The sequence below is a fragment of the Pseudomonas sp. GW822-FHT06D10 genome, from assembly GCF_058799535.1.
Genome location: NZ_JBXALN010000009.1, coordinates 178,032 through 200,537, shown reverse-complemented (window position 1 = coordinate 200,537; position 22,506 = coordinate 178,032). Strand labels below are relative to the sequence as shown.

Genomic DNA, 22,506 nt, shown 5'->3' with positions numbered 1-22,506 from the left:
CTCATTTCGGAGACACACAATGACTCAACGGACCCTCGCCACTCTCATGCTCGCACTGGGCCTGGCCACTCTCGCCGGTTGCGCCTCGCCGACAGTGATCACCTTGAATGACGGTCGCGAAATCCAGGCCGTCGATACCCCTAAATACGACAAGGATTCCGGTTTCTACGAGTTTGAACAGCTGGACGGCAAGCAGACTCGCATCAACAAGGATCAGGTCCGTACCGTCAAAGAGCTGTAAGCCTGACGGTTGTCGACCTGAAAACAATAGAACCCGCCTGGTGCGGGTTTTATTGTTTCTGCGCCTGGGTATTCACCACTGCAGGCTGATGCGGCTCTCGAACTCGCATTCCTGCCCGCTCAACGGGTCGATGAAACGCAGCCCCTGGGCCAGCAGCTTCAGCGGCCGGGCATAGTCGTCCTCGATGTCCTTGAGCACCTCGGGATAAAAGGGATCGTTGCAGATCGCCGCTCCCAGGGCATTCATATGCACCCGCAGTTGGTGCTTCTTGCCCGTGACCGGGTACAGGGCGTAACGCCACAGCTCGCCGTGTTTCTCCCTGACCTCGATGGCTGTTTCGGTATTGCTTGGCCCCTGCGCTTCTTGCATGCGGAAGAAGGGCTCACCGTCCACCAGCCGGCTCTTGTGCAGCAGCGGAAAGTTCAACTGCGGCAAGGCAGCGGCAATCGCCTCGTAGCGTTTTTCTATCTTGCGGGTGGGAAACAGCGCCTGATAGGCCGAGCGACTGTCTGGGTTCGCGGAGAACAGCACCAGCCCAGCCGTATGCCGGTCTATACGATGCAGGGGCACCAGGTGCGGGTTGCCCAGGCGCCGGATCAAGCGCCGCAGCAACGTCTGCTCGACGTACTCTCCTGCCGGGGTCACCGGCAAAAAGTGCGGCTTGTCCGCCACCACCAGATGCTCATCGGCGTAGAGGATGGTTTCCTCGACCGGAATCACCTTTTCATCCGGCACCTCGCGAAAGTAGTGAATCCTCAAGCCTTCGCGATAGGCCAGCTCCAGACTGATGGGCTGGCCCTGCCCGTCCAGCACCCGGCCACGGGCGATACGGTCCAGCCACTGTTCGCGACTGATGGCCTTGAAGTGATCACACAGGCAATCCAGCACCGTCGCCCAGGAGCCCGGGGGCAGGTACAGGGTACTGGCCTGATGCTGTGCAGCGGAAAAAGGTGCGGATGACATACAAAAAGCTCGAAGGATCAATGCAGGGCGGCATTATCCAACAGCCGCCACAAGGAACCTAGGAACAGTTTCCGAGGTTTCAGGCGCAGGACTGCTTGGCCTGGGCCGCGGCCTCGGTGAACTCCTTGAGCCAGCGCAATACATCCACCGCCTCCCAGCGGCCCGGATCGTAGAGGGCGTACAACAGCCCCTGGTAACCCACCACATCCAGTTGCCGGTGGTAGCCCGCACGCTGGAACAAGGCTTCGATCTCGGCAAAGCAGGTGTTGAAGTGCAGCTTGTTGAAAGGCGTCTTGCCTTCGGTGACCAACCCGTCCAGGCGCAGCTCAAGCACCGCTTCACGCACCACATCGGTGGACATGCTGTTCACGCTGTTTTTCAGTTGTTCGACATTGACCATCATCTATTCCTTTAACGGTTTGAAGCGTCCACCACACTCATCAGGGCTGCTTGCGCCCCACATAACTGACCACCCACAACACCACGCCCCAGATCTCGATCGAGCCCAGGTCATCCAGAACGATGGAGGGGATTGAAGGGCGCGCCGCCTTGAGCAGCAAGCCGCCACGAGGATCGGGCGCCAGCAGGCGCAGCGAGTATTCGCTGGCGCCCTGGGCCCGAACCACCAGGTACTGGTCGACCGCCGGAGTGGCCGAGCGGTCGACGATCAACCGGTCACCAGGATAGATGCCGAACCCCAGCAGGTTGTCATCGTCCACCAGCAGGCCATGGATCTGCGGCGCGCCCAGGCCCAGGGTCCGGTCGAGGGAAAAACCGCTGCCGCTGGGACCATCGGCCAACGCCGCAGGCTCGCTGTCACCCAGCGGCGCAAAGCGGGCTGGCATCGGTTGCGAGCGTTCGGTACCGGTCAGGAAAGTGAGAGACATGGCGAGACTCCTCGATAGCTGTATATGCATACAGTAAACCAATCGAGAGCTCTCGCCAATGAATTCGCACGATGAGCGACGGGCGGAAACCCTGCCCACCCCCCTGGTGCATCAGCGCAGGAAGGCCACCACTTGCTCGGCGTCGAAGGGCCAGCCCAGCTCGGCGCCAGTATCCACCCGGCGCAGTACCGGGATGCGCAGGCCGTAGCTGTCGAACAGTTGCTGGCTGTCGGCGATATCCACCAGTTCGACCATCAGGCCGTGTTCCACCAGGGGCATCAGCTCGGCCTCGGCCAGTTCGCACAGGTGGCATCCAAGGGTGCCGAACAATTGGCATTCAGGGGGCATGGCTGGGCAACCAAAAAAGAACAGGTGCCTATTCTAGGCCCGAGAGAAAAAGCCGTCGACCAGGCGCCCTCAGAGAATGAAACGGACCCGGCGACTGGCCATGATCAACAGCGGCGCAACGCCAAAGGCCAGCAGCAGGACCAGCCCGGCCATGCCGTTGCCATAGGCCATGCCCAGGGACAAGGCGCCGAAGATGAACCAGGGATGCACGTAATACACCGCCGAAGACAGCTTGGCCGCGAAGTTGCTCCGGGAGGCCCGGAAGTACACCTGGGGCAACAGGAACAGGGCCGGGGCAATAACCAGCAACGAGGCGAGGAAGTCGAAATTCTGCTCTACATCGGCGCGCAGGGCGAAGTTCAGCGCCGCCTCGGCCAGGATCAGCCCCAACCCCAGCACTAGCCAGCAGCACACCCCGCGCCGGCTGAGCCGCTCTGCCAAGCAATGCCGGGCACAAAGAAAGCCGATGGCCATGAACGGGAAGCCCATGAACAGGAAATTGCGCGCGGTGTAGTCGTTCTGATTGAAGTGCTGGAGAAAGCCGTTGGGCAGTTCGTAGTAGACCCGCGCGTACTGCAGGCCCAGACCGATGAGGAACGCCGTCAGGGCCAGGCCGATCAGCGCACTTGAACGCCAGCGACGCAGCACCAGCAGCATCGCTGCGCCGCCGAGCATGCCCACCAGGTACCAGAGGTGGAAATAGCCGATCAGCAGCTTCTTCACGACCCCCAGCACCCCGCCCAGGCTGGCGATCGTGCTCGGGTCGATGTACTGCGGGCTGTAGACCAGCATCCAGAACAGGTAGAGCAGAAGGCCGCGCTTGAACCACTGGGCGAAGGAGTGGCCGCTCTCCAGGGTCTGGAAGAGGTAGTAGCCGTTGATGATGAAGAACGTCGGCACCGCCACCCGGAACAGGCCGTTGCACAGCAAGTAGCCGACCCAGGTGTAATTGCCCCCCAGCAGCTTGCAGTGCAGCGCCACCACCATCACCGCCAGCAGGACTTTCAGCGCGTCGAGGTTTGCGTTGAGCACTTTCGGCATCGATGGCTACCCGAGTAAGCAGGAAGGGCCGGACGACTACACCGGATCGTAGTGTTTGCGACGGGGGGCGGTACTGAACCGGCGCTTGCAGTAGGCCGTGGCACGATCGAGGATCGGCTTTTCATAAAAGTGATAGCCAACCCAGCCATAGCAGACCACCGCCGTCATCATCAGCACGATGAAGGCCAGGTTATCCACATAGCTCTCGGGCCAGGCGCCGATCACCTGCCAGGCCCGGCCGACGACCCCCAGCACCAGTAAGTGGGATAGATAGATGGTGTAGGACATATCACCGGTGGCTGTAAGAAACCCTGGCATACGGATCAGTTGCCGCCGCTCCAGCAAGGCCAGGGACAGGGTCAGGGTACCGAAGGTCAGGCCCACCGCGAGCATCCTCGGCAAGCCCTCGGTGAAGAACAGCTGGTACGCGTAGATCAGCGGAAACCCCACCAGCAGAGCCGCCGCCAGCGCGACCCAGACCAGCGCCGTCGGCACCCTGGCGCTATGGGGCCCGTAGAAGAACAGCGCCAGGGCACTGCCGGCAATGAATTCCAGGGCGTAGGGATGGAGGATGATCTTCAGCGCCGGGGAATAGTCCTGCCAGTTCTGCAGCAGGTTAAACAGCACCAGCGCCACCGCCCACAGCAGCAGGATCAGCGGCAGGCGCTTTTCCTTGAAGAACAGGAACAGGGTGAACATCAGGTAGAACCACAGTTCGAACAGCAGCGACCAGGCCACCATCACCAGCAGCACCCGGTCATTGGGCAGCAGCAGGAAGGACATCCACAGGTTGGAGCCGCCGTGGGAGCTGTTCACCAGCGCCGGCTGCCACAGATACACCCCCAGGGTGATGAAGAAATACAGCCAGTAGGTGGGGTAAATCCGGGACAGGCGGTTGAACAGGAAGCGCTGGGTCTCGACGGTTTTCTGAAAGCGCCCACGACTGACGATGACCATCACGAAGCCGCTGATGACAAAGAACAGGTCGACCCCGAGCTGGAAGAAATTCAGCATGACCGGCAGCAGGATGTCACCGCCCGAATACTTGATTTCCACCGACATCATGTGGAACAGCACCACGCCCAACACCGCGGCGCCCCGCAACCCTTGCAGTGAATACAGACGCTCCATACACCTCTCCGACACCTCACTGGCAGGGTCCTGTGGATAACCCCGTCACCCGGGCACCGCCTTTATCGACAGTTTCTGAGCATAGCGAAGGCTCATGAATATGAGACATTCTCGACAAACAATGACCTGAATCAGCGTCACTCTCTGCGGCCCGGGTAATCCTCGCGCCTTTTTTTGCCTCTAGGCTTTGCCTTGCCCGCCCCCTGTCCGGAGATGCCCGTTGTTTGCCAATCTGCTGATCATTCTTGCCTCCTCGCTGGTGGTGATTGCGCTGTTCCGGCGCCTGAGCCTGCCCCCGGTGCTGGGCTATCTGTCGGTGGGCCTGATGGTCGGTCCCACCGCGCTGGACTGGGTCAACGACAGTGAGGACCTGCCCGACCTGGCGGAACTGGGGGTGGTATTCCTGCTGTTCTCCCTGGGCCTGGAGTTCTCCTTGTCGAAGATGCTTGCCCTGCGCCACGTGGTGTTTGGCCTGGGCAGCCTGCAAGTGCTGTGCACCGGCTTGATCCTCGGGGTCCTCCTGGCCCTGTTCGGCATGCCCCTGACCGCAGCGCTGATGCTCGGTACCGGGCTGGCCCTGTCCTCCACCGCCATCGTCAGCAAGGAACTGACCAGCCTTGGCGAGATCTTCAGCAGCCACGGGCAGAACGCCATTGGCGTGCTGCTGTTCCAGGACGTGGTGGCGGTGCTGTTGCTGACCCTGGTGCCGGTCTTCGCCGGCAGCAGCGAGCACGCCTGGTACTGGGCCCTGCCGGCGACCCTGGGCAAGACCGTGGTGCTGTTCGTCGGCCTGCTGCTGGCCAGCCGCTGGTTGTTGCCGCGGCTGTTCCATGAAGTGGCCGCTTCGCACTCCGCCGAACTCTTTGTGCTGCTGGCCCTGGTTATCGTCCTGCTCACCGCCTGGCTCACCCACCTGCTGGGCCTGTCACCGGCCCTGGGGGCCTTCCTCGCCGGCATGCTGCTGGGGGAAAGCCATTACCGGCATCAGATCGAGGCCGACATCCGCCCGTTCCGCGACATTCTGCTGGGGCTGTTCTTCGTCAGCATCGGCATGCTCATCGACCTGCAACTGTTCATCGACCATGCCCTGCTGATCACCGGCCTGACCCTGGCCCTGCTGCTGATCAAGGGTTCGGTGGTGGCGACCCTGCTCAAGCTGCGCGGCAGCGATGGCGAAACCGCCTGGCGCAGCGGCCTGGCCCTGGCCCAGGGCGGTGAATTCTGCTTCGCCCTGATGGCGCAGATGCAGCTCAGCCAGATGATCCCGCCCGACATCAGCAGCCTGCTGCTGGCCGCCACCTTCTGCTCGATGCTGGTAACCCCGCTGTTGCTGCGAGCAGCGCCGGTCATCACCGCCCGCCTGCACCGCAAGCCCAACCAGGCCGCGCAACTGGAGGAAATCAGCGCGCAGAACGCCGAGCTGCAAGGCCATGTGCTGATTTGCGGGTATGGCCGGGTCGGCCAGTCCATTGGCCGCTTCCTGCGCCACGAGCAACTGCGCTACATCGCCCTGGACGATGATCCGGTGCGGGTCCAGGAAGCGTCTGCGGGAGAAAGCTGCGTGCACTACGGCGACTGCCGGCGCGGCGACCTCCTGGCCGCAGTCGGCCTGGAACGGGCGCGGCTGCTGGTGATCGCAGTGGACAAGAGCGATATCGCGCTGACGGTGCTCAAGGCGGCGCGGCGCCTGGACCGCACGGTGCCGATCCTGGTGCGCACCCGCGATGACAGCCAGTTGGCGGAACTCAAGGCCGCCGGCGCCAACGAAGTGGTGCCCGAACTGCTGGAGTCGAGCCTGATGCTCGCCTCCCATGCCCTGATCATGCTCGGCCTGCCGGAGCAGCGAGTGCAGAGCACCGTGGATGAAGTGCGCCACAGCCGCTACCAACTGTTGCACGGCTTCTATCACGGCACCCAGAACAGCGCCCAGGACAACCGCGAACCGCCGACGGTGCAGATGCACGCGGTCAACCTCGACGCCGATGCCCATGCCTGCAACCGGCCATTGCAGGAGTTGGGCCTGGAGGCACTGGGCGTGGATATACGCGGGGTGCAACGCGATGGCAACGACCTGCCGCTGAACCCCAGCCCGCGCCTGCAAGCCGGCGACCGGGTGCTGGTGTCCGGCCCGCAGGCGGCCATCGAGGCTTGCGAAGCACGCCTGCAAGCCGGTTGAAGCCACCCAGACCAAACCCCGGGCGGCGAGCGCCCAGGGTCATCAATACCAGGGGCGTCGTTTCAGTCCTGGCTCACCGCGCCGATCTTGTGCAGCGACAGGTCGGCGCCGTAGTACTCCTGTTCCTGGGTCAGGCGCAGCCCGCAGACCGCCTTGATCACCCCATACACGGCCAGGCCGCCCAGCAGCGCCACCGCCACCCCGAGGCCGGTGCCGATCAACTGGCTGACCAGGCTGACCCCACCCAGGCCGCCCAGGGCACTCTGGCCAAAGATCCCGCAGGCAATGCCGCCCCATACACCGCACAGGCCATGCAACGGCCAGACCCCGAGCACGTCGTCGATCTTCCATTGGCTCTGCGCGGCGATGAAGCACCAGACGAACAGCGCTCCGGCAATGGCGCCGGTGATCAAGGCGCCCACCGGGTGCATCAGGTCCGAGCCGGCGCAGATCGCCACCAGCCCGGCCAGCGGGCCGTTATGCAGGAAGCCCGGGTCGTTGCGGCCGACGATCAGCGCCGCCACCGTGCCGCCCACCATGGCCATCAGCGAGTTCACCGCCACCAGCCCGCTGACGCCCTGCAAGGTCTGGGCGCTCATGACGTTGAAGCCGAACCAGCCGACAATCAGGATCCACGAGCCCAGGGCCAGGAACGGAATGCTCGACGGCGCGAACGCCACCAGCTTGCCGTCGCGGTAGCGGCCATTGCGCGGCCCCAGCAACAGCACCGCGGCCAGGGCCAGCCAGCCTCCCATGGCGTGCACCACCACCGAGCCGGCAAAGTCATGGAAGCCGGCACCGAAGCGCTGCTGCAACCAGGCCTGCACCCCGAAGTTGCCGTTCCACACCAGCCCTTCGAAAAACGGGTAGACAAAGGCCACGATCAGCACCGTGGCGCACAATTGCGGCACAAAACGCGCGCGCTCGGCGATGCCACCGGAGATAATCGCCGGGATCGCCGCAGCGAACGTCAGCAGGAAGAAGAACTTCACCAGGCCGTAGCCGTGATCGGCACTGATCACCGCCGCCGGTTGCAGGAAGCTCACGCCGTAGGAGATCCAATAGCCTATAAAGAAATAGGCCAGGGTCGAGACGGCGAAGTCACTGAGGATCTTCGACAGCGCATTGACCTGGTTCTTCTGCCGGACGGTGCCGACTTCGAGGAAGGCAAAGCCGGCGTGCATGGCCAGGACCATGACCGCCCCGATCAGGATGAACAGGGTATTGGAACCGTGGACCAGGGTGTCCACAGCGCTTTGCAGATTTTCCATGGAGTAGGCAGATCCGAAATCGGCCAGCCGTTCCCTGGCAGGGCGCCCCGCTCCTTGCACCAAGTTGGCTCCCGGGCGCGCCATTGCACGCATTCGGTGAACCGTTTTGGCGCGCCGGGGGCGGCACGACAAACCACGGGGTGAGAACTGACCTGAGGTTATGGTTTTCTTGGCCAGGGTTTACGCGGGCTACAGCGCGACCCTCGCTCGTTTTCGGCGCAGGCCCGGGGCCTGGCGCACCAGGACAAAGCAAAAGCTGTACCAGACAATTGCAGTGAACCTTCGCCCAGGGCTCACACTCATAGCTCACACAAGCAACTAACGGAGATGGAACCATGGCCAGCAAAACGGCAAAGACGGCTCAAGAAGTACTGATGGCGGATTTTCAGGCACTGGTCAGTGACACGGAGCGTCTGCTGGAACACACCGCGACCCTGGCCGGCGACCAGGCCGACGAGTTGCGCGAGCAGATCCACGACAGCCTGCTCAAGGCCCGGGAGACCCTGCAACTGACCGAAGACTCCCTGCGCCAGCGGGGCCAGGCAGCGGTCACCGCCGCCGAGGACTATGTGCAGAGCAACCCTTGGCAATCGGTGGGCATCGCCGCCGGCGTGGGCTTCCTGATCGGCCTCCTGGCGACGCGGCGCTGATATGGCTATCGGCGAATCCACTTCGTCCGGCAGCGGCCCGAGCGCGTCTTCGCGGCGCCTGGGGGCGGCAGTCCTGGGGCTGCTGCACAGCCATGTCGAGCTGTTCGGCATCGAGTTGCAGGAGCAGAAAGCACGCACCGTGAGCCTGCTGTTGTTCGCCGGGCTGGCCCTGGTGTTCGCCCTGCTGTTGCTGGTGGGGCTGTCTGCACTGGTGCTGATCCTGTTGTGGGACAGCTATCGCCTGGCTGGAATCATCGGCCTGTGCGTGTTCTACACCCTGGCGGCGATCTTCTGCGGATTGCGCCTCAAGGCAGCGATCTTCGATGAATCCTCACCTTTCCACGCCACCCTCGAAGAGTTGGCCAATGATCGGGAGCGCCTCCTGCCATGAAACTGCCTGAAGTCCCGCAGAACACTTCACGCCGGGAAATGCGCAAGGTACTGATCCGCCTGCGCATGGAAATGCACCGCCAGGAAATCCGCCACGAGTCCCAGCAACTGCTGCAACCCCTGCAACGGGTCCGCGGCCTGGGGCAGAGCTGGCAGGAAGGCTTGGGCATCAAGCACGCCCCGCTCTGGGGCGTGGCAGTGGTGACGCTACTGGGCTTCATCACCGGCAAGGGTGCCAAGAGCGGCGGTGCCGGCGGCCTCACACGCCTGGTTCGCCTGGGCACCACGCTGGTGCCGCTGATCAAGCTGGTGATGCAAGGCTCCTCGCGCAAATCCTGAGCGGCGCTATCTGGCTGCATTCTTGCTAAGCAACCCGGATCGGCCCCTTTACCCAGGGGCCGGTTCGTGGCCGCCTACCCGTCAGCCACGGCCCTACTCCACCCAGACTCTTGTAAGGAGGCCCTGTGATCGACGGGCAACCGCTCGCCTGCTTCCAGCCCTTCATCGACACCGCCACCGGGCGTATCGCCGGGGTCGAAGCCCTGGGCCGCCTGCGCCAGGACAATGGCCAACTGGCGTCCGTGGGGCCGCTGTTCGCCGATCCTCGAACCCCCTCCAGCGCCCTGCGCCGCCTTGACCGGCTGATCCGCGACGACGCCCTGCGGCGCCTGCACGAGGCACCCGCGGACTGGTTCCTGAGCCTGAACATTTCCCCCCGATGGATCAGCCGCCTGCGCTCCGGGCAGCCCTTGCCCAGCCTCAAGCAATTGCAGCAGAACCGCGTAGACCCGCGGCGCATCGTGTTCGAAATCACTGAACTGGGGGGCAACAGCCAACGCCTCAGCGAAGTGGTGGAGCGCTATCGCCAGGCCGGAGCACGGATCGCCATCGACGACTTCGGCGCCGGCTACTCGCAACTGGACCGGGTGCTGGCCCTGCAACCGGACATCCTCAAGCTCGACATGCGGCTGTTCCAGGCCGCGGCCCGGGGTGGCCCCAGCAGCGACGTGGTCAAGGCCCTGGCGCAGATGGCGGAGAAGACCGGCTGCTGGATCATCGCCGAAGGCGTGGAAACCGAAGCCGAACTGGATTTCGCCCTGGAGTGCGGCTCGCGCTATGTACAGGGCTTCCTGTTTGCCCAGGCCGAGCAACAGTTTTACCCCAGCGATGCCTTCGTCCAGCCCTTCGCCCGCCTGCGCGAGCGCTACGTGCGGCACAAGCTGGCCGAACGCAACCGGCTGATGCGCATGCGCCTGCAACTGGCCGAGCTGATGAACCTGCTGCAGGCCTGGGCCCAGGCCCAGGCGCCCATCAGCCAACTGCCCCGGGTCGAGGCCTTTCCCTGGCTGCTGCGTTTCTATCAGTGCGACCGCCATGGCACCCAACTGACCCCGAACCTGGAATGGCGCCACAACAGCTGGCAGGCCGACAGCAGCTACGTTGGCCACAACTGGTCCTGGCGCCCGTACTTCTATCACCTGCTGGCCGAAGGCTGGGAGGAGCGACGCCTGACCCTGTCCAACACCTACCGCGACGCCACCAGCAACCAGTATTGCCTGACCGCCGGGCAGTTTTTCGACAACGGCCAGCGCCTGCTGCTGATCGACATCGACGCGGCCGGCCTGTAACCCCGTCCCGTTTGCCGGCGAACGCAGCGCCACGATGGATGCACGAACTGCGGGCCCTTTCGCCGGCAAGCCGGCTCCTACAGGTGGGCCGCAGGCCAGGTCATTTCCGTGCAGGAGCTGGCTTGCCAGCAAAGGCGTCGACACAAGCGCAGACCATGCGCCTCTTGCGGCCACGCTCGAGAAACCGGAAGCTCTGCCCTTCAGTTTTTTTCGGAGAGACCCGCCTTGGATTGGCAGACCCTGCTCAACCGCGAACGCCTCGGAAAGCCAGTGCACAGCCCGGAAGAACTCGGCCGTAGCCCTTTCCACAAAGACCACGACCGCATCATCTTCTCCGGTGCCTTCCGCCGCCTGGGGCGCAAGACCCAGGTGCACCCGGTGTCCAGCAACGACCATATCCACACCCGCCTGACCCACTCCCTGGAAGTCAGCTGTGTAGGTCGTTCCCTGGGCATGCGCGTCGGCGAGACCCTGCGCAGCGCCCTGCCCGATTGGTGTGAGCCCAGCGACCTGGGGATGGTGGTGCAATCGGCCTGCCTGGCCCACGACATCGGCAACCCGCCCTTCGGCCACTCCGGGGAAGACGCCATCCGCCACTGGTTCCAGCAAGCCGCCGGGCGGGGCTGGCTGGATGCGATGAGCGAGGCCGAACGCCAGGACTTCCTCAACTTCGAAGGCAACGCCCAGGGCTTCCGGGTGCTCACCCAGCTCGAATACCACCAGTTCGATGGCGGCACCCGGCTCACCTACGCCACCCTCGGCACCTACCTCAAGTACCCCTGGACCGCGCGCCATGCCGACTCCCTGGGCTACAAGAAGCACAAGTTCGGCTGCTACCAGAGCGAGCTGCCGCTGCTGGAACAGATCGCCCACAAGCTGGGCCTGCCACAGCTGGAAGACCAGCGCTGGGCCCGGCACCCGCTGGTGTACCTGATGGAAGCGGCGGACGACATCTGCTACGCCCTGATCGACCTTGAGGACGGCCTGGAGATGGACCTGCTGGAGTACGCCGAAGTCGAGGCGTTGCTACTCGGCCTGGTGGGCGACGACCTGCCGGAAACCTATCGCCAGCTGGGCCCCAGCGATTCGCGCCGGCGACGCCTGGCAATCCTGCGGGGCAAGGCCATCGAGCACCTGACCAACGCCGCCGCCCGGGCCTTTGTCGAACAGCAGGACGCCCTGCTGGCCGGCACCCTGCACGGCGACCTGGTGGAGCACATGCATGGTCCGGCCAAGCGTTGCGTACTCAATGCCAAGGATGTGGCGCGGCGCAAGATCTTCCAGGACAAGCGCAAGACCCTGCACGAGATCGGCGCCTACACCACCCTGGAGATCCTGCTGAACTCCTTCTGCGGCGCGGCGCTGGAACAGCATGGCGGCAAGACCCCCTCGTTCAAGAACCGGCGGATCCTCGACCTGCTGGGCAATAACGCACCGGACCCGAACTGGCCGTTGCATACCTCGTTCCTGCGCATGATCGATTTCATCGCCGGCATGACCGACAGCTATGCCAGTGAGATGGCCCGGGAAATGACCGGGCGCTCCAGCCCGCAATAACCGTCATTCATCAAGTGCCCGGCCACTGTGCCAGGCACTTGATATGACCTGCGACATCCAATCTGCAACTAAGGGAATCCCCTAGCCAGAGTATCGCTATATAGTTTTCTATACGTCGATAATTTCGCCGGCGGCACCACCAGAAACTATGGATGCAGTGCAGAATTCTTACCACCAAGACATCTAAGGAGATCCCCTAGCAACAACAGCCCGATCAAACAAGAACAACAATAGAGCAACTACTCAAACAGAAAGAGCAAGTAGCCGAAAATACTTGGCGCTCGCAAGTTGATATACGAACTGACGATTACAGAATTAAACATCCAGTTAGCCATTCAACCAAACATCCTACCTTTGAATAATTCACCCGAGCGCCACACCCCTTTCCAATCAGGGCTGACAAGCAAATTCCGTTAGCCTTCTATGTATTTACAATTTACGTACAAATAGCCTTTTGGGTTTCGGATAGTCTCGATTTCACAGGCTATTCCCCCCGCTGACCACCCCCGGAAAAATTAATTTTGCGCTGCGCTGTAACGTTTCCACTGCAACTCACTCAACCCTTTTGTCATACCTGAATTTGCACTAACCCATCCGGCACTTACTCAGGAACTGTCACTTCCGAGCACTTGAGCACTGAACCTCAGATATAGATATCGAAGGTATCTAGCGTTCACAGGGCAGAACTAAAAGCGACGCCACTAGTTGAGCCTCATACCCGGCTTTCCGAGTGTCTGTCACTTCGTCTTATTACAGTAAGGATGCCAAGTGCCCTATTCATTACGCACTGACCGCTCCCTTCTCCCCCACACCAGCACTTGGTGCCTGGGACTGCTGCTGGGCCTGACGTACCTGACGCCGGCCCTGGCCGATAACCTGCAACCGGGCCAGGAAGCCCTGCGCCTGCAGCAACAACAGCAACGGGACCTGCAACAACTGCAACTGGAACAGCGCCAGCGGCAGATGCAGCGCGGCAGTTTCAGCAGCACCCCGGCGGCCCCCAGCCAACCTGCGCAGACTGCCAGCGACGAGCGCTGCTGGCCCCTGAGCGGCACCCGCATCGGCGGCGTCAGCCTGTTCGACAAGGCCCGGCTCAACGACTACATCAAGCCGTATGTCGCGCCGTGCATGGGGGCCAATCAGATCAACCAGCTGCTGGCGGCCATCACTCGCCTCTATGTAGAGGCCGGCTACATCGCCAGCCGCCCTTACCTGGCCAGCACTCCGGCGGCCGGGCACAGCCTGGATATCCTGGTAGAGGAAGGCTACGTCGAAGCCATCGAACTGGCCGACCAGAGCCTGCCGGTATCCCTGCGCGGCGCTTTCCCGGGCATGCTCGGCAAGCCCCTGTACCTGCGGGACCTGGAGCAGGGCCTGGATCAACTGAACCGCCTGCGCTCCCTGGACCTGACCGCCGACATCGCCCCCGGCAGCCAGCCCGGAGCCTCGCGGATCATCCTGCGCTCGCGCAGCAGCGCCGCACGCTGGGGCCTGGGCCTGGGGGTGGACAACCTGGGCAGCGCCGGCACCGGGCGTGACCGGCAGTCGATCAACCTCAATCTCGACAGCCCGTTGCAGATCAACGATGCGCTGAACCTGAACTACAGCGACACCCTCAACCACGGCCCGCGCTACAGCCGCAGCAGCAGCCTGTTCTACTCGGTGCCCTACGGCTACTGGACCTACAGCCTGTTCGCCAGCCATGCCGAATACCGCGCGCCGCTCAAGCTGCCCCGCACCACCTTGTACAACAGCGGGCGTACCGACATGGTCAGCGGCCGCGCCGACCGGGTACTGTGGCGCGACCAGAGCCACCAGCTCAGCGCCAACCTGCAACTGGCCTACAAGGATGTGGACAGCTACCTGCAGAAGGCCCACCTGCAGATCCAGAGCCCGACCCTGACCGTGGCCGAAGCCGGGCTCAACCTGTTCTGGCTCGACAGCGCAGTGTGGAACCTGGATGTGAATTACGCCCAGGGCCTGACCTGGTTCGGCGCCGACCGCGACTCGCAGCAGGTACAGCGCAACCTACCCCAGGCGCAGTTCCGCAAGTACCGCGCCGGCCTCAGCCAGTGGCGCAACGGCCAGCTGGGCACCCAGCGCTGGCAGTGGCAGAGCCAGCTCTCGGCGCAGTACAGCCCGGACCCGCTGCCGGCCATCGAACAACTGCTGGGCACCGACGATTCGGCGGTGCGCGGCTATCGCATCAACAGTGCTTCCGGCGCCATTGGCGCGGTATGGCGCAACACCCTGCGCCTGCCGCTCGACAACGACCTGCCGGTCAAGATCACCCCGCGCCTGGGGCTGGACAACGGCTGGATCAAGGCCGAGCACGGCGCCCGGAGCCGGCAGCTGAGCGGTGCCAGCTTGGGGCTCAACCTGAGCTGGAAAAAACTCCAGGTCGACCTGGACTACCAACGCAGCCTCAACACCCCAGAAGGTTTCCGAACGGAGCCGGAAGTCTGGCTGGCCAGGTTCAGCCTGCAGATTTGACCCGACCGCCGATTAGCCTGAATCAACCGACGAACCTGAGCATCACGCGCCGTTGCCCTCTTAGAAAGCAACGCCCGGCTCACCCCACTCAGAACGAGGTTCTCATGCCTGACAACACTCACAGGTTCCACCTTTCGCCCCAGGGCACATTGCGCTGGACCATCGCCGGCCTGCTGCTGGTCTCCCATCTGCCCCTGGCCCTGGCCGGCGGGATCACCGTGGCCGAGGGGCCCGGCGGCATCCCCCAGCTGCAAAACCAGGGTGGCGTACCTATCGTCAACATCGTCGCGCCCAATGCCGGCGGCCTGTCCCACAACCAGTTCCTGGACTACAACGTCGGGCAACAGGGCGTGGTACTGAACAACGCCTTGCAGGCCGGGCAGTCGCAACTGGCCGGGCAACTGGCGGCCAACCAGCAGTTCCACGGCCAGGCGGCCAGCGTGATCCTCAACGAAGTGATCAGCCGCAATGCCTCGCAACTCAATGGTGCCCAGGAGATCTTCGGCCGCGCCGCCGACTTCGTGCTGGCCAACCCCAATGGCATCTCGGTCAATGGCGGCAGCTTCATCAACACCCCCAATGCCAGCCTGGTGGTGGGCCGCCCGGAACTCCAGGACGGCAAGCTGCAAGGGCTCAACACCCAGGATGCCCGCGGCCAATTGGCTATCCAGGGCGGTGGCCTGCGCAACGCCGAGGGTTCGATCAATCTGATCGCCCCGCGCATCGACAGCCAGGGCGCCCTCAAGGCCCGGGACCAGTTGAATGTCACCGTCGGTCGCAACCAGCTGGACTACCCCAGCGGCCAGGTGCGTAACGTCGACCCGGCAAGCCGCACCCAGGAGCAGCGCATCGACGCCAGCCTGTTCGGTGCCATGCAGGCCGGGCGGATCAATATCGTCAGCACCGCCGAAGGTGCCGGGGTGCGTGTCGGCGCCGTCCAGGTGGACGGCCGCGACGGGGTCAAGCTGAGTTCCGCCGGTGACCTGGACATCCGTGGCCAGGCCGTGGACAACAGCCTCGACGCGATCCGTGCCGGGGTCAGCAGCCAGGGCGACATCGAGCTGCACGGAGCCAAGGACCTGACCCTGGCCGCCACCGATGTCAGTGGCCGCAACGTCAAGCTCGACGCCGGGCGCAACCTGACCCTGAGCAGCATCGAAAGCCGCAAGCTCCAGGAAAAACGCCAGCAATGGGAAAACAGCACCATCGGCATCACCTGGGAAACCTACGACAGTACCCACACCGACAGCGACAGCCGCCAGCACGGTAACAAGGTCGTCGCCCGGCAGGATGCCGAGCTGAATTCCGGCGCCAGCACCCAGATCCAGGGCAGCAGCGTCGAGGCCGGCAATCGCCTGAGCGCCCAAAGCGGCGGCGACCTGCGCCTGACCGCCGCCACCGAGACCCACACCCAGCGTGACCAGGGCCAGCATCGCAAGCACCTGTGGAAGGAAAACTGGGACAACGCCAGCAGCGAGCAGCGCACCGTCACCAGCCAGCTCAAGAGCGGCAAGCAGCTGGAACTGACCAGCCAGCAGACACTGCAACTGCAGGGCGCCGAGCTGCACAGCCAGGGCGACATCCTGCTGAGCGCCAAGGACGTCGACATCACCAGCGCCAGCCGCCAGCAGAGCCAGAGCAACCAGCGCTACTCCGGCGACCTGGTGGGCGGTGGCTTCTTCGGCAAGAACGCCGACGGCGACCAGGGCAAGACCCAGAACCAGGGCAGCAAGGTCAACGCCGACGGCAAGCTGATCGTGCGCGCCGACAGCGTACGCATCAGCGGCAGCCAGGCCCGGGGCGGCACCGAGGCCAGCGTCATCAGTGACAAGGGCGCGCTGACCATCGACGGCGTGCGGGACACGTCCCACAGCAACAACCACAGCAAGGACAGCAAGTTCTTCGGCATTGCCAAGGACGAGAGCCGCCAGCAGAACAAGGGCAGCACCACGGTCGGCAGCCAGTTGCGCTCGGACAGCAACCTCAAGTTGCAAAGCGCCGAGGACCTGACCGTCAGCGGCTCCCAGGTTGCCGCAGCAGGGGCACTGGACGCCAGCGCCAAGGGCACGATCAAGGTCGCGGCCGCCGAAGACACCCAGCACGACAGCAGCAGCACCCAGAAGCGCGGCTTCGACGCCTACGCCAAGGAAAATGCACCGGGCACCGGCCAATACCGGGCCGGGGTGCGCTACCAGGATCAGCAGCGCAACGACAGCAACGACAGCACCCGGCAACAGGCCTCCAGCCTCACCGGCGGCACCCTGGCGGTCACTGCCGGCGAAGATCTCAAGGTGCAAGGCAGCGACCTTGCGGCCACGGCCGGCGATGCCAGCCTGAGCGGCAAGCATGTGCAGTTGCTGGCCGCGGACAACACAACCGAGAAGCACAGCGACAGCACCACCACCGGCGGCGGCTTCTATTACACCGGCGGCCTGGACCGGGCCGGCAACGGCGTGGAAGTGGCGCACAACAGCAGCCAGGACAGCAGCAGCAAGAGCACCGCGCAAACCAGCAACATCGGCGCCAGCGGCAACCTGACCATCAACGCCGGCAACCGCCTGACCACCGAAGGGGCCCAGGTCAAGGCTGGCGGTACCTTGCAGGTCAACGCCGGCGAGGTGGTGAACAAGGCCGCCCGCAACAGCGAAACCAGCCACCACCAGGACAACAACTGGGCAGTGGATGTCGGCGCCAACGTCGAATACAAGGGCGTCACCCGGCCGATCGAGAAGGCCATCCAGGGCGTGGCCCAACGCAAGTTCCATCAACCGGGAGTACTCGATGCCCTGGAACAGCCCAACGTCGGGCTGGACGTGGACGTCAGCCACCAGAACCGCCAGCTGGACAGCAGCAGCGGCACCGCAGTGGTCAGCCAGTTGAGCGGTGGCCAGGTCGAGGTCAAGGTCAAAGGCCAACTGCAGGACCAGGGCACCCAGTACCGTGCCACTGATGGCGCGGTGAAAATCAGCGCCGACAGCCTGCTGGCCAGCGCCGCCAGCAACAGCACCAGCAGCAGCGAACAGGCCCTGGATGCCAAGGCCGGCGTGCGGGTCTACACCAATACCGGCGAGGACCTGAACATCCGCGGCAGCGGCGCCGGTGGCAGCAGTACCGTCACCAGCAGCAAGGACCAGGCCCAGGTCGGCAGCTACAACGCCAGCCAGGGCGTGGACATCCAGCTGGCCGGCGACGGGCGCTTCGAAGGCAGCCAGTTCAATGGCGGTCAGGGTGGCGTGAAGCTCAAGAGCGGCGGTGAACTGGCGCTGAACCAGGCCAATGACCGCCAGAGCAGCAGCAACTCCAGCCTGCGTGGCGACGCCTCGCTGACCCTGGGCACCACCCCGGGCAGCAACGGCAGCAACCTCAACCTGGGTGCCGGTGTCCAGTTGGACCACAAAAGCCTGGAGCAGCAGGACAGCCAGGCGCGGGTCGCCAGCATCCAGGGCCAGGGCCCGGTGCAGCTCGACAGCGGCGCCAACCTGACGCTGCAAGGCACGCAGATCGGCAACGCGGCACGGCCTACCGGCGATATCCGCCTGGACGCTGGCGGCAAGCTGGACCTGCAAGCCGCCGTGGACACCCACACCAGCCAGGGCAGCAACCTGGGTGGCGGGCTCACCGCCGGTGCCAGTAAAACCAGCAGCGAGCAAAGCAGCGGCAAGAGCGCCAACCTCAGCGCCAACTTCAACATTGGCCGGGTCTCTGAAAACGACCAGGGCCAGCGCGGCGCGCAACTCTACAGCCAGGGCCAGGTCCTGCTGGGCAGCGCCGCCACCGGCGACGACGCGATTCACTTGCAGGGCACCCGGATCGATGCCGGCAAGGTCGTCCTGGATGCGGCCCAGGGCGGCATCTTCCAGGAGTCGGCGCACTCTACCCAGGCCCATGACAACTGGGGCCTGACCCTGGGCGCCGGTGGCAGCATGGGCAAGACCACCCTGGCCGATGCCAGCGAGCACGACTCGCCGAAAATCGACCGCGGGATCAACGCCCGGGCCAAGATCGACGTCGACCAGCGCCAGAGCACCACCCAGCACAACAGCCTGATCAAGGCCGACCAGGTGGTCCTCAACAGCGCCGGCAACGTGCATCTGGCCGGGGCCAACATCGACGCGCAACGGGTCGACGGGGCCATCGGTGGCCGCCTCGACATCGAAAGCCGCCAGGACCGCCTGCGCAGCACCCAGGTCAATATCGACGCCAAGCTGGAGGTGGCGAAGAACCAGCCCGGGCTGGTGGACAAGCTGGCCAAGCCGGCCGGCCCGCTCAAGGACGACCTGAAGGCCAAGGCCGAGAAAGGCTTCGACAAGCACCGCGAGAAACTGGAGAACGCCGTGGACAAGGGCGTCGACAAACTCGGCTCGGCCAAGGACAGCGTGGTCGCCCAGGCCAGCAACGCCAAGGAGCGCCTGGGCGAGAAGCTCAGCCGCAGCGGCAGCTACGACGTCAACCCCGAGCCCCGTGGCGCCTTTGGCAACGGTGTGGACAAGGCCAAGAGCTACCTGGCCGACAAGGCCGACGCCGTGGGCAATGGCTTCTCCAGCCTCAAGGAACGCTTCTGGCCGAAAACCAGCGACAGCTACTCGGTCAGCGAAAAGAACACTACCGGCAGCAAGGTGGCCAACACCGCTGAAGGCGTGCTGTTCGGCGACAAGAGCGGCAACACTTCCTACACCCCGACCTTGAACCTGGGCTTGAGCCATGCTGGCAAGGACAGTGTGGAGCAGGCCTCGGGCATCCGTGGCCAGCAAGGGGTGAACCTGCGGGTCAGCGGCGAAACCACGCTCACCGGTGCACGCATCGGTGCCAGCGAGGGTCGGGTCGACCTGGGGGGCTCCAAGGTCACCAGCAACGCCCTGGCCGGCTCGGACTACCGCGTCGATGCCGGGCTCAACCTGTCCAAGTCACCGGTCAACCTGGTCCTGGGCGCCGGTAGCGAGCTGACCCGCAAACAGGACGAAGCCACCAGTAAGGACCAGGTGTTCAACCTCGGCCCGCTGCGTGTCGGCGGTCACAGCAACAGCCAGTTGCTGCAAGCCGGTATCGATCAGAAAACGCCATGAGGCCATGGCCGCCCTCCTTCCTCGGAGGGCGGCCTGGGTGCCCCACCCTGTTGAACTTCCATTAGATGCCAACTGCCTGTAATCCCTCCCCTTATTCTGTGTAAGACGCTTCCTAGATTGCGTCTAACCGCTCTTTCGCAACTTTTCCCCTCCATCAGCTGGGCTAACGTTCGGGCTTTCCATTGGTCGGCTGGAGGCCTGTATGGGCTCGGTACTAATCATTGATGATCATCCCGTGGTGCGCATGGCCATTCGTATCCTGCTGGAGCACGAGGGGTATTCGATCGTTGGTGAAACCGATAACGGCGTCGATGCACTGCAGATGGTCCGTGATTGCGAACCGGACCTGGTCATCCTCGATATCTGCATTCCCAAGCTGGACGGGCTGGAACTGCTGGAGCGCCTCGGCAACATGCCGAGGCGCTCGCGGATCCTGGTCCTGACCGCCCAGTCCGCCGCCCTGTTCGCCAACCGCTGCATGCGCGCCGGGGCTTGTGGCTACGTCTGCAAACAGGAGGACATGAGCGAGCTGCTCAGCGCCATCAAGGCAATCTGCAGCGGCTACAACTACTTCCCCAGCCTGGCCCTGCAGGTTGACCGCAACACCCTTGGCTCGCCGCTGGAGTTGGCGCAGTTCAACTCACTCAATGACCGGGAGTTGATGGTCCTGCAGCTGTTCGCCATGGGCCAGACCAACAAGGAAATTGCCGCCGGCATGTTTCTCAGCAACAAGACCGTCAGCACCTACAAGAAACGCATCATGCAGAAACTAGCGACCACTTCGATGAGTGAACTGGTGGACATGGCCAAGCGTAACGCATTGATATGAACCGCCAGCCAGCCCCTTCCCCGATGTGCCGGGTACCCTGGCCATGACTCCGGCCCTGCTGCCGATGGGCGTTGCTGCCCTGCTGTTGCTGTCGATTGCTGCCGGGCTGGGCCTGGCCTGCCTGTACCGGCAACTGCGCCAACACCGGCAACAGGTCCAGGCGCTGCAACAGACGGTGGCAACCCTGGGCACCAGCCTGCAGCAGGCCGAACGGGCCAACCGCCTGAAAGGCCAGTTCCTCGGCCACCTTGGCCATGAGATCCGCACACCACTGAACGCCTTCATCGGCCTCCTGGAGCTGGTGCTGCAACGCACCGAGGCCGGCTCAGCCAACCGTGTTTCCCTGGAGCTGGCCCTGGGTGCCGCCAGTGACCTGCGGGAGCTGCTCGGCGACCTGCTGGACATCAGCCGGATCGAGTCCGGGCAACTGCAACTGAACCCGGCCTGGACCTGCCTGAGCCACAGCGCCGAGGCAGTGCTGGGGGTGTTCCAGGCCCTGGCCCGGCAGAAGAACCTGGACCTGAGCCTGGAATTCCAGGCTCCGTCCCCCGAACCCCAGGTACTGGTAGATGGCCTGCGTTTCAAGCAGATCCTGACCAACCTGTTGAGCAATGCCCTCAAGTTCACCCGACAGGGCAAGGTGCAGGTCAAGCTGCAATTGCTGCCGGCGGCGCGCCCCGGGCACTTCGACCTGCTACTGCGGGTGCTGGACACCGGCATCGGCATTCCCCCACAGGAGCGCCAGCGCCTGTTGCAGCCCTTCGCCCAGGTGGAACCGACCAGCCAGTCGCCACGGGACAGCAGTGGTCTGGGCCTGCCCATCAGCCATCAGCTGTGCCTGCAGATGGGGGGCAGCCTGAGCCTGCACGGCCGCACGGGCCCCGGATGCGAAGTGCAGGTCAGGCTGACCTTGCCCGGCCGCACGGCCGTCGCCCCCAGGCCCGTCGCCGCCACGCCGGCTGCAGCCCAACTGCCGCTGGATGTGCTGCTGGCAGACGATCACCCTGCCAGCCTGACCTTGCTGCAAGGGCAACTGGAGCACCTCGGGCACCGGGTCACCTGCGCCGGGAACGGGTTGCAGGCCTATCAGCTATGGCGCGAGGGCGATTTCGACCTGCTGATCGTCGACTGCAACATGCCCTTGATGAATGGCTACCAACTGGCCGAGGCCATACGCCGTAGCGAAGGTTCCGGCCCGGCGGTCAACCTGATCGGCAGCAGCGCCAGCAACGACCCGCAGACGCATCAGCGTGGCCTGGATGCCGGCATGCACGATTGCCTGTGCAAGCCCCTGGGGCTGGAGTTGCTGGGCTCGCGTCTGGCGACGCTGCGCCCCCTGCCAAGGCCGGACAGTTTCAGCATAGAAGCCTTGTTCACCCTGACCCATGGCAAGCCGCAGCTTGTCCGGAGCCTGCTGGAAAAATTGTTGCAGTGTTGCCGTGAGGATCGCCACCTGCTGGGGAGGATACCGCCCGACGATTTCGCCGCCCTGCTGGAACTGGCCCACAAGATCAGGGGCTCGGCGCTGATGGTCCGGGCCACACCCCTGCAGAACTGCTGTGAAAACCTGGACCGGGCTTGCCTGGAACGGGCCGGGGCTACCGTCATCAGCACCGCTGTGCGCGCCCTGGACCTGGCCCTGATACGCCTTGCCCAATCCCTGCACCGACACCTCGAAGGCCAGGCTCAATCGCAACCTGCGCGGCCCCACGAAGCAACCCTGCCTGCCTCTTGCCAGGAAAATAGCAAAAGGCCAGTATTGCCTCGCCGTCAGCCACACCCATGAAACCCGTAGCAACGGTTTCCTCGACACCCTCGGTCCCCGGTAAAGCCAAGGC

18 protein-coding genes are annotated in these 22,506 nt (G+C 64.1%); 11 read left to right on the top strand and 7 right to left on the bottom strand.

What is annotated here, in order from left to right; translation table 11 throughout:
- Positions 1–19: 19 nt before the first annotated feature.
- Complete coding sequence (locus tag AC1RL5_RS26940; RefSeq protein WP_015636515.1) at positions 20–241, top strand: YgdI/YgdR family lipoprotein; 222 nt, start codon at positions 20–22, stop codon at positions 239–241.
- 72 nt (positions 242–313) lie between these two features.
- On the opposite strand, the gene AC1RL5_RS26935 is transcribed toward AC1RL5_RS26940, so the two are convergent.
- The 6 genes from AC1RL5_RS26935 to AC1RL5_RS26910 form a co-directional block, all read right to left on the bottom strand.
- Entirely contained in the window at positions 314–1,204 is an 891-nt protein-coding gene (locus AC1RL5_RS26935) for a pseudouridine synthase (RefSeq protein WP_103406974.1), read from the bottom strand.
- 79 nt (positions 1,205–1,283) lie between these two features.
- Positions 1,284–1,604 carry a hypothetical protein gene (locus tag AC1RL5_RS26930; RefSeq protein WP_025127223.1) on the bottom strand — a complete coding sequence of 107 codons (321 nt, stop codon included), beginning with the start codon at positions 1,602–1,604 and terminating at the stop codon, positions 1,284–1,286.
- Positions 1,605–1,644: 40 nt separating this feature from the next.
- On the bottom strand, positions 1,645–2,091 hold the full coding sequence (locus AC1RL5_RS26925; protein ID WP_011062500.1) for a S24 family peptidase: 447 nt from the start codon (positions 2,089–2,091) through the stop codon (positions 1,645–1,647).
- Between the two features lie 111 nt (positions 2,092–2,202).
- Positions 2,203–2,439: a glutaredoxin family protein gene (locus AC1RL5_RS26920; RefSeq protein WP_011062501.1), complete on the bottom strand. Its 237-nt coding sequence runs from the start codon at positions 2,437–2,439 to the stop codon at positions 2,203–2,205.
- Positions 2,440–2,508: 69 nt separating this feature from the next.
- Positions 2,509–3,480, bottom strand: a complete 972-nt coding sequence (locus tag AC1RL5_RS26915) for an acyltransferase family protein (protein WP_072450608.1) — start codon at positions 3,478–3,480, stop codon at positions 2,509–2,511.
- A 36-nt stretch (positions 3,481–3,516) separates the two neighbouring features.
- Entirely contained in the window at positions 3,517–4,611 is a 1,095-nt protein-coding gene (locus AC1RL5_RS26910; protein ID WP_015636519.1) for an acyltransferase family protein, read from the bottom strand.
- Between the two features lie 220 nt (positions 4,612–4,831).
- Between AC1RL5_RS26910 and AC1RL5_RS26905 the strand changes: the two genes are divergently transcribed.
- Positions 4,832–6,787, top strand: a complete 1,956-nt coding sequence (locus tag AC1RL5_RS26905; RefSeq protein WP_072450609.1) for a monovalent cation:proton antiporter family protein — start codon at positions 4,832–4,834, stop codon at positions 6,785–6,787.
- 62 nt (positions 6,788–6,849) lie between these two features.
- Here AC1RL5_RS26905 and AC1RL5_RS26900 read toward each other — a convergent pair whose 3' ends face one another.
- Positions 6,850–8,058, bottom strand: a complete 1,209-nt coding sequence (locus AC1RL5_RS26900) for an ammonium transporter (protein ID WP_011062505.1) — start codon at positions 8,056–8,058, stop codon at positions 6,850–6,852.
- A 335-nt stretch (positions 8,059–8,393) separates the two neighbouring features.
- On the opposite strand from AC1RL5_RS26900, the gene AC1RL5_RS26895 reads away from it, so the two are divergent.
- The 9 genes from AC1RL5_RS26895 (at position 8,394) to AC1RL5_RS26855 (ending at position 22,454) form a co-directional block, all read left to right on the top strand.
- Complete coding sequence (locus AC1RL5_RS26895) at positions 8,394–8,708, top strand: ElaB/YgaM/YqjD family protein (protein ID WP_011062506.1); 315 nt, start codon at positions 8,394–8,396, stop codon at positions 8,706–8,708.
- 1 nt (position 8,709) lies between these two features.
- Entirely contained in the window at positions 8,710–9,099 is a 390-nt protein-coding gene (locus AC1RL5_RS26890; RefSeq protein WP_011062507.1) for a phage holin family protein, read from the top strand.
- Positions 9,096–9,437, top strand: coding sequence for a hypothetical protein (locus tag AC1RL5_RS26885; RefSeq protein ID WP_011062508.1), 342 nt, complete (start codon positions 9,096–9,098; stop codon positions 9,435–9,437). The genes AC1RL5_RS26890 and AC1RL5_RS26885 overlap by 4 nt, the downstream gene beginning before the upstream one ends.
- Positions 9,438–9,562: 125 nt before the next feature.
- A complete protein-coding gene (locus AC1RL5_RS26880) occupies positions 9,563–10,726 on the top strand; it encodes an EAL domain-containing protein (RefSeq protein ID WP_145712503.1) in 1,164 nt (387 codons plus the stop codon).
- A gap of 225 nt (positions 10,727–10,951) precedes the next feature.
- Entirely contained in the window at positions 10,952–12,283 is a 1,332-nt protein-coding gene (locus tag AC1RL5_RS26875) for a deoxyguanosinetriphosphate triphosphohydrolase (RefSeq protein ID WP_011062510.1), read from the top strand.
- 768 nt (positions 12,284–13,051) lie between these two features.
- Positions 13,052–14,776 carry a ShlB/FhaC/HecB family hemolysin secretion/activation protein gene (locus AC1RL5_RS26870; RefSeq protein ID WP_011062511.1) on the top strand — a complete coding sequence of 575 codons (1,725 nt, stop codon included), beginning with the start codon at positions 13,052–13,054 and terminating at the stop codon, positions 14,774–14,776.
- Between the two features lie 104 nt (positions 14,777–14,880).
- The gene (locus AC1RL5_RS26865; RefSeq protein WP_492589399.1) at positions 14,881–19,839 is read left to right on the top strand and encodes a hemagglutinin repeat-containing protein; all 4,959 of its coding nucleotides are present in this window, start codon (positions 14,881–14,883) and stop codon (positions 19,837–19,839) included.
- Between the two features lie 202 nt (positions 19,840–20,041).
- Positions 20,042–20,668, top strand: a complete 627-nt coding sequence (locus AC1RL5_RS26860) for a response regulator transcription factor (RefSeq protein WP_019096116.1) — start codon at positions 20,042–20,044, stop codon at positions 20,666–20,668.
- Between the two features lie 43 nt (positions 20,669–20,711).
- Positions 20,712–22,454 carry a response regulator gene (locus tag AC1RL5_RS26855; RefSeq protein ID WP_492589401.1) on the top strand — a complete coding sequence of 581 codons (1,743 nt, stop codon included), beginning with the start codon at positions 20,712–20,714 and terminating at the stop codon, positions 22,452–22,454.
- The last annotated feature ends 52 nt before the right edge of the window (positions 22,455–22,506 follow it).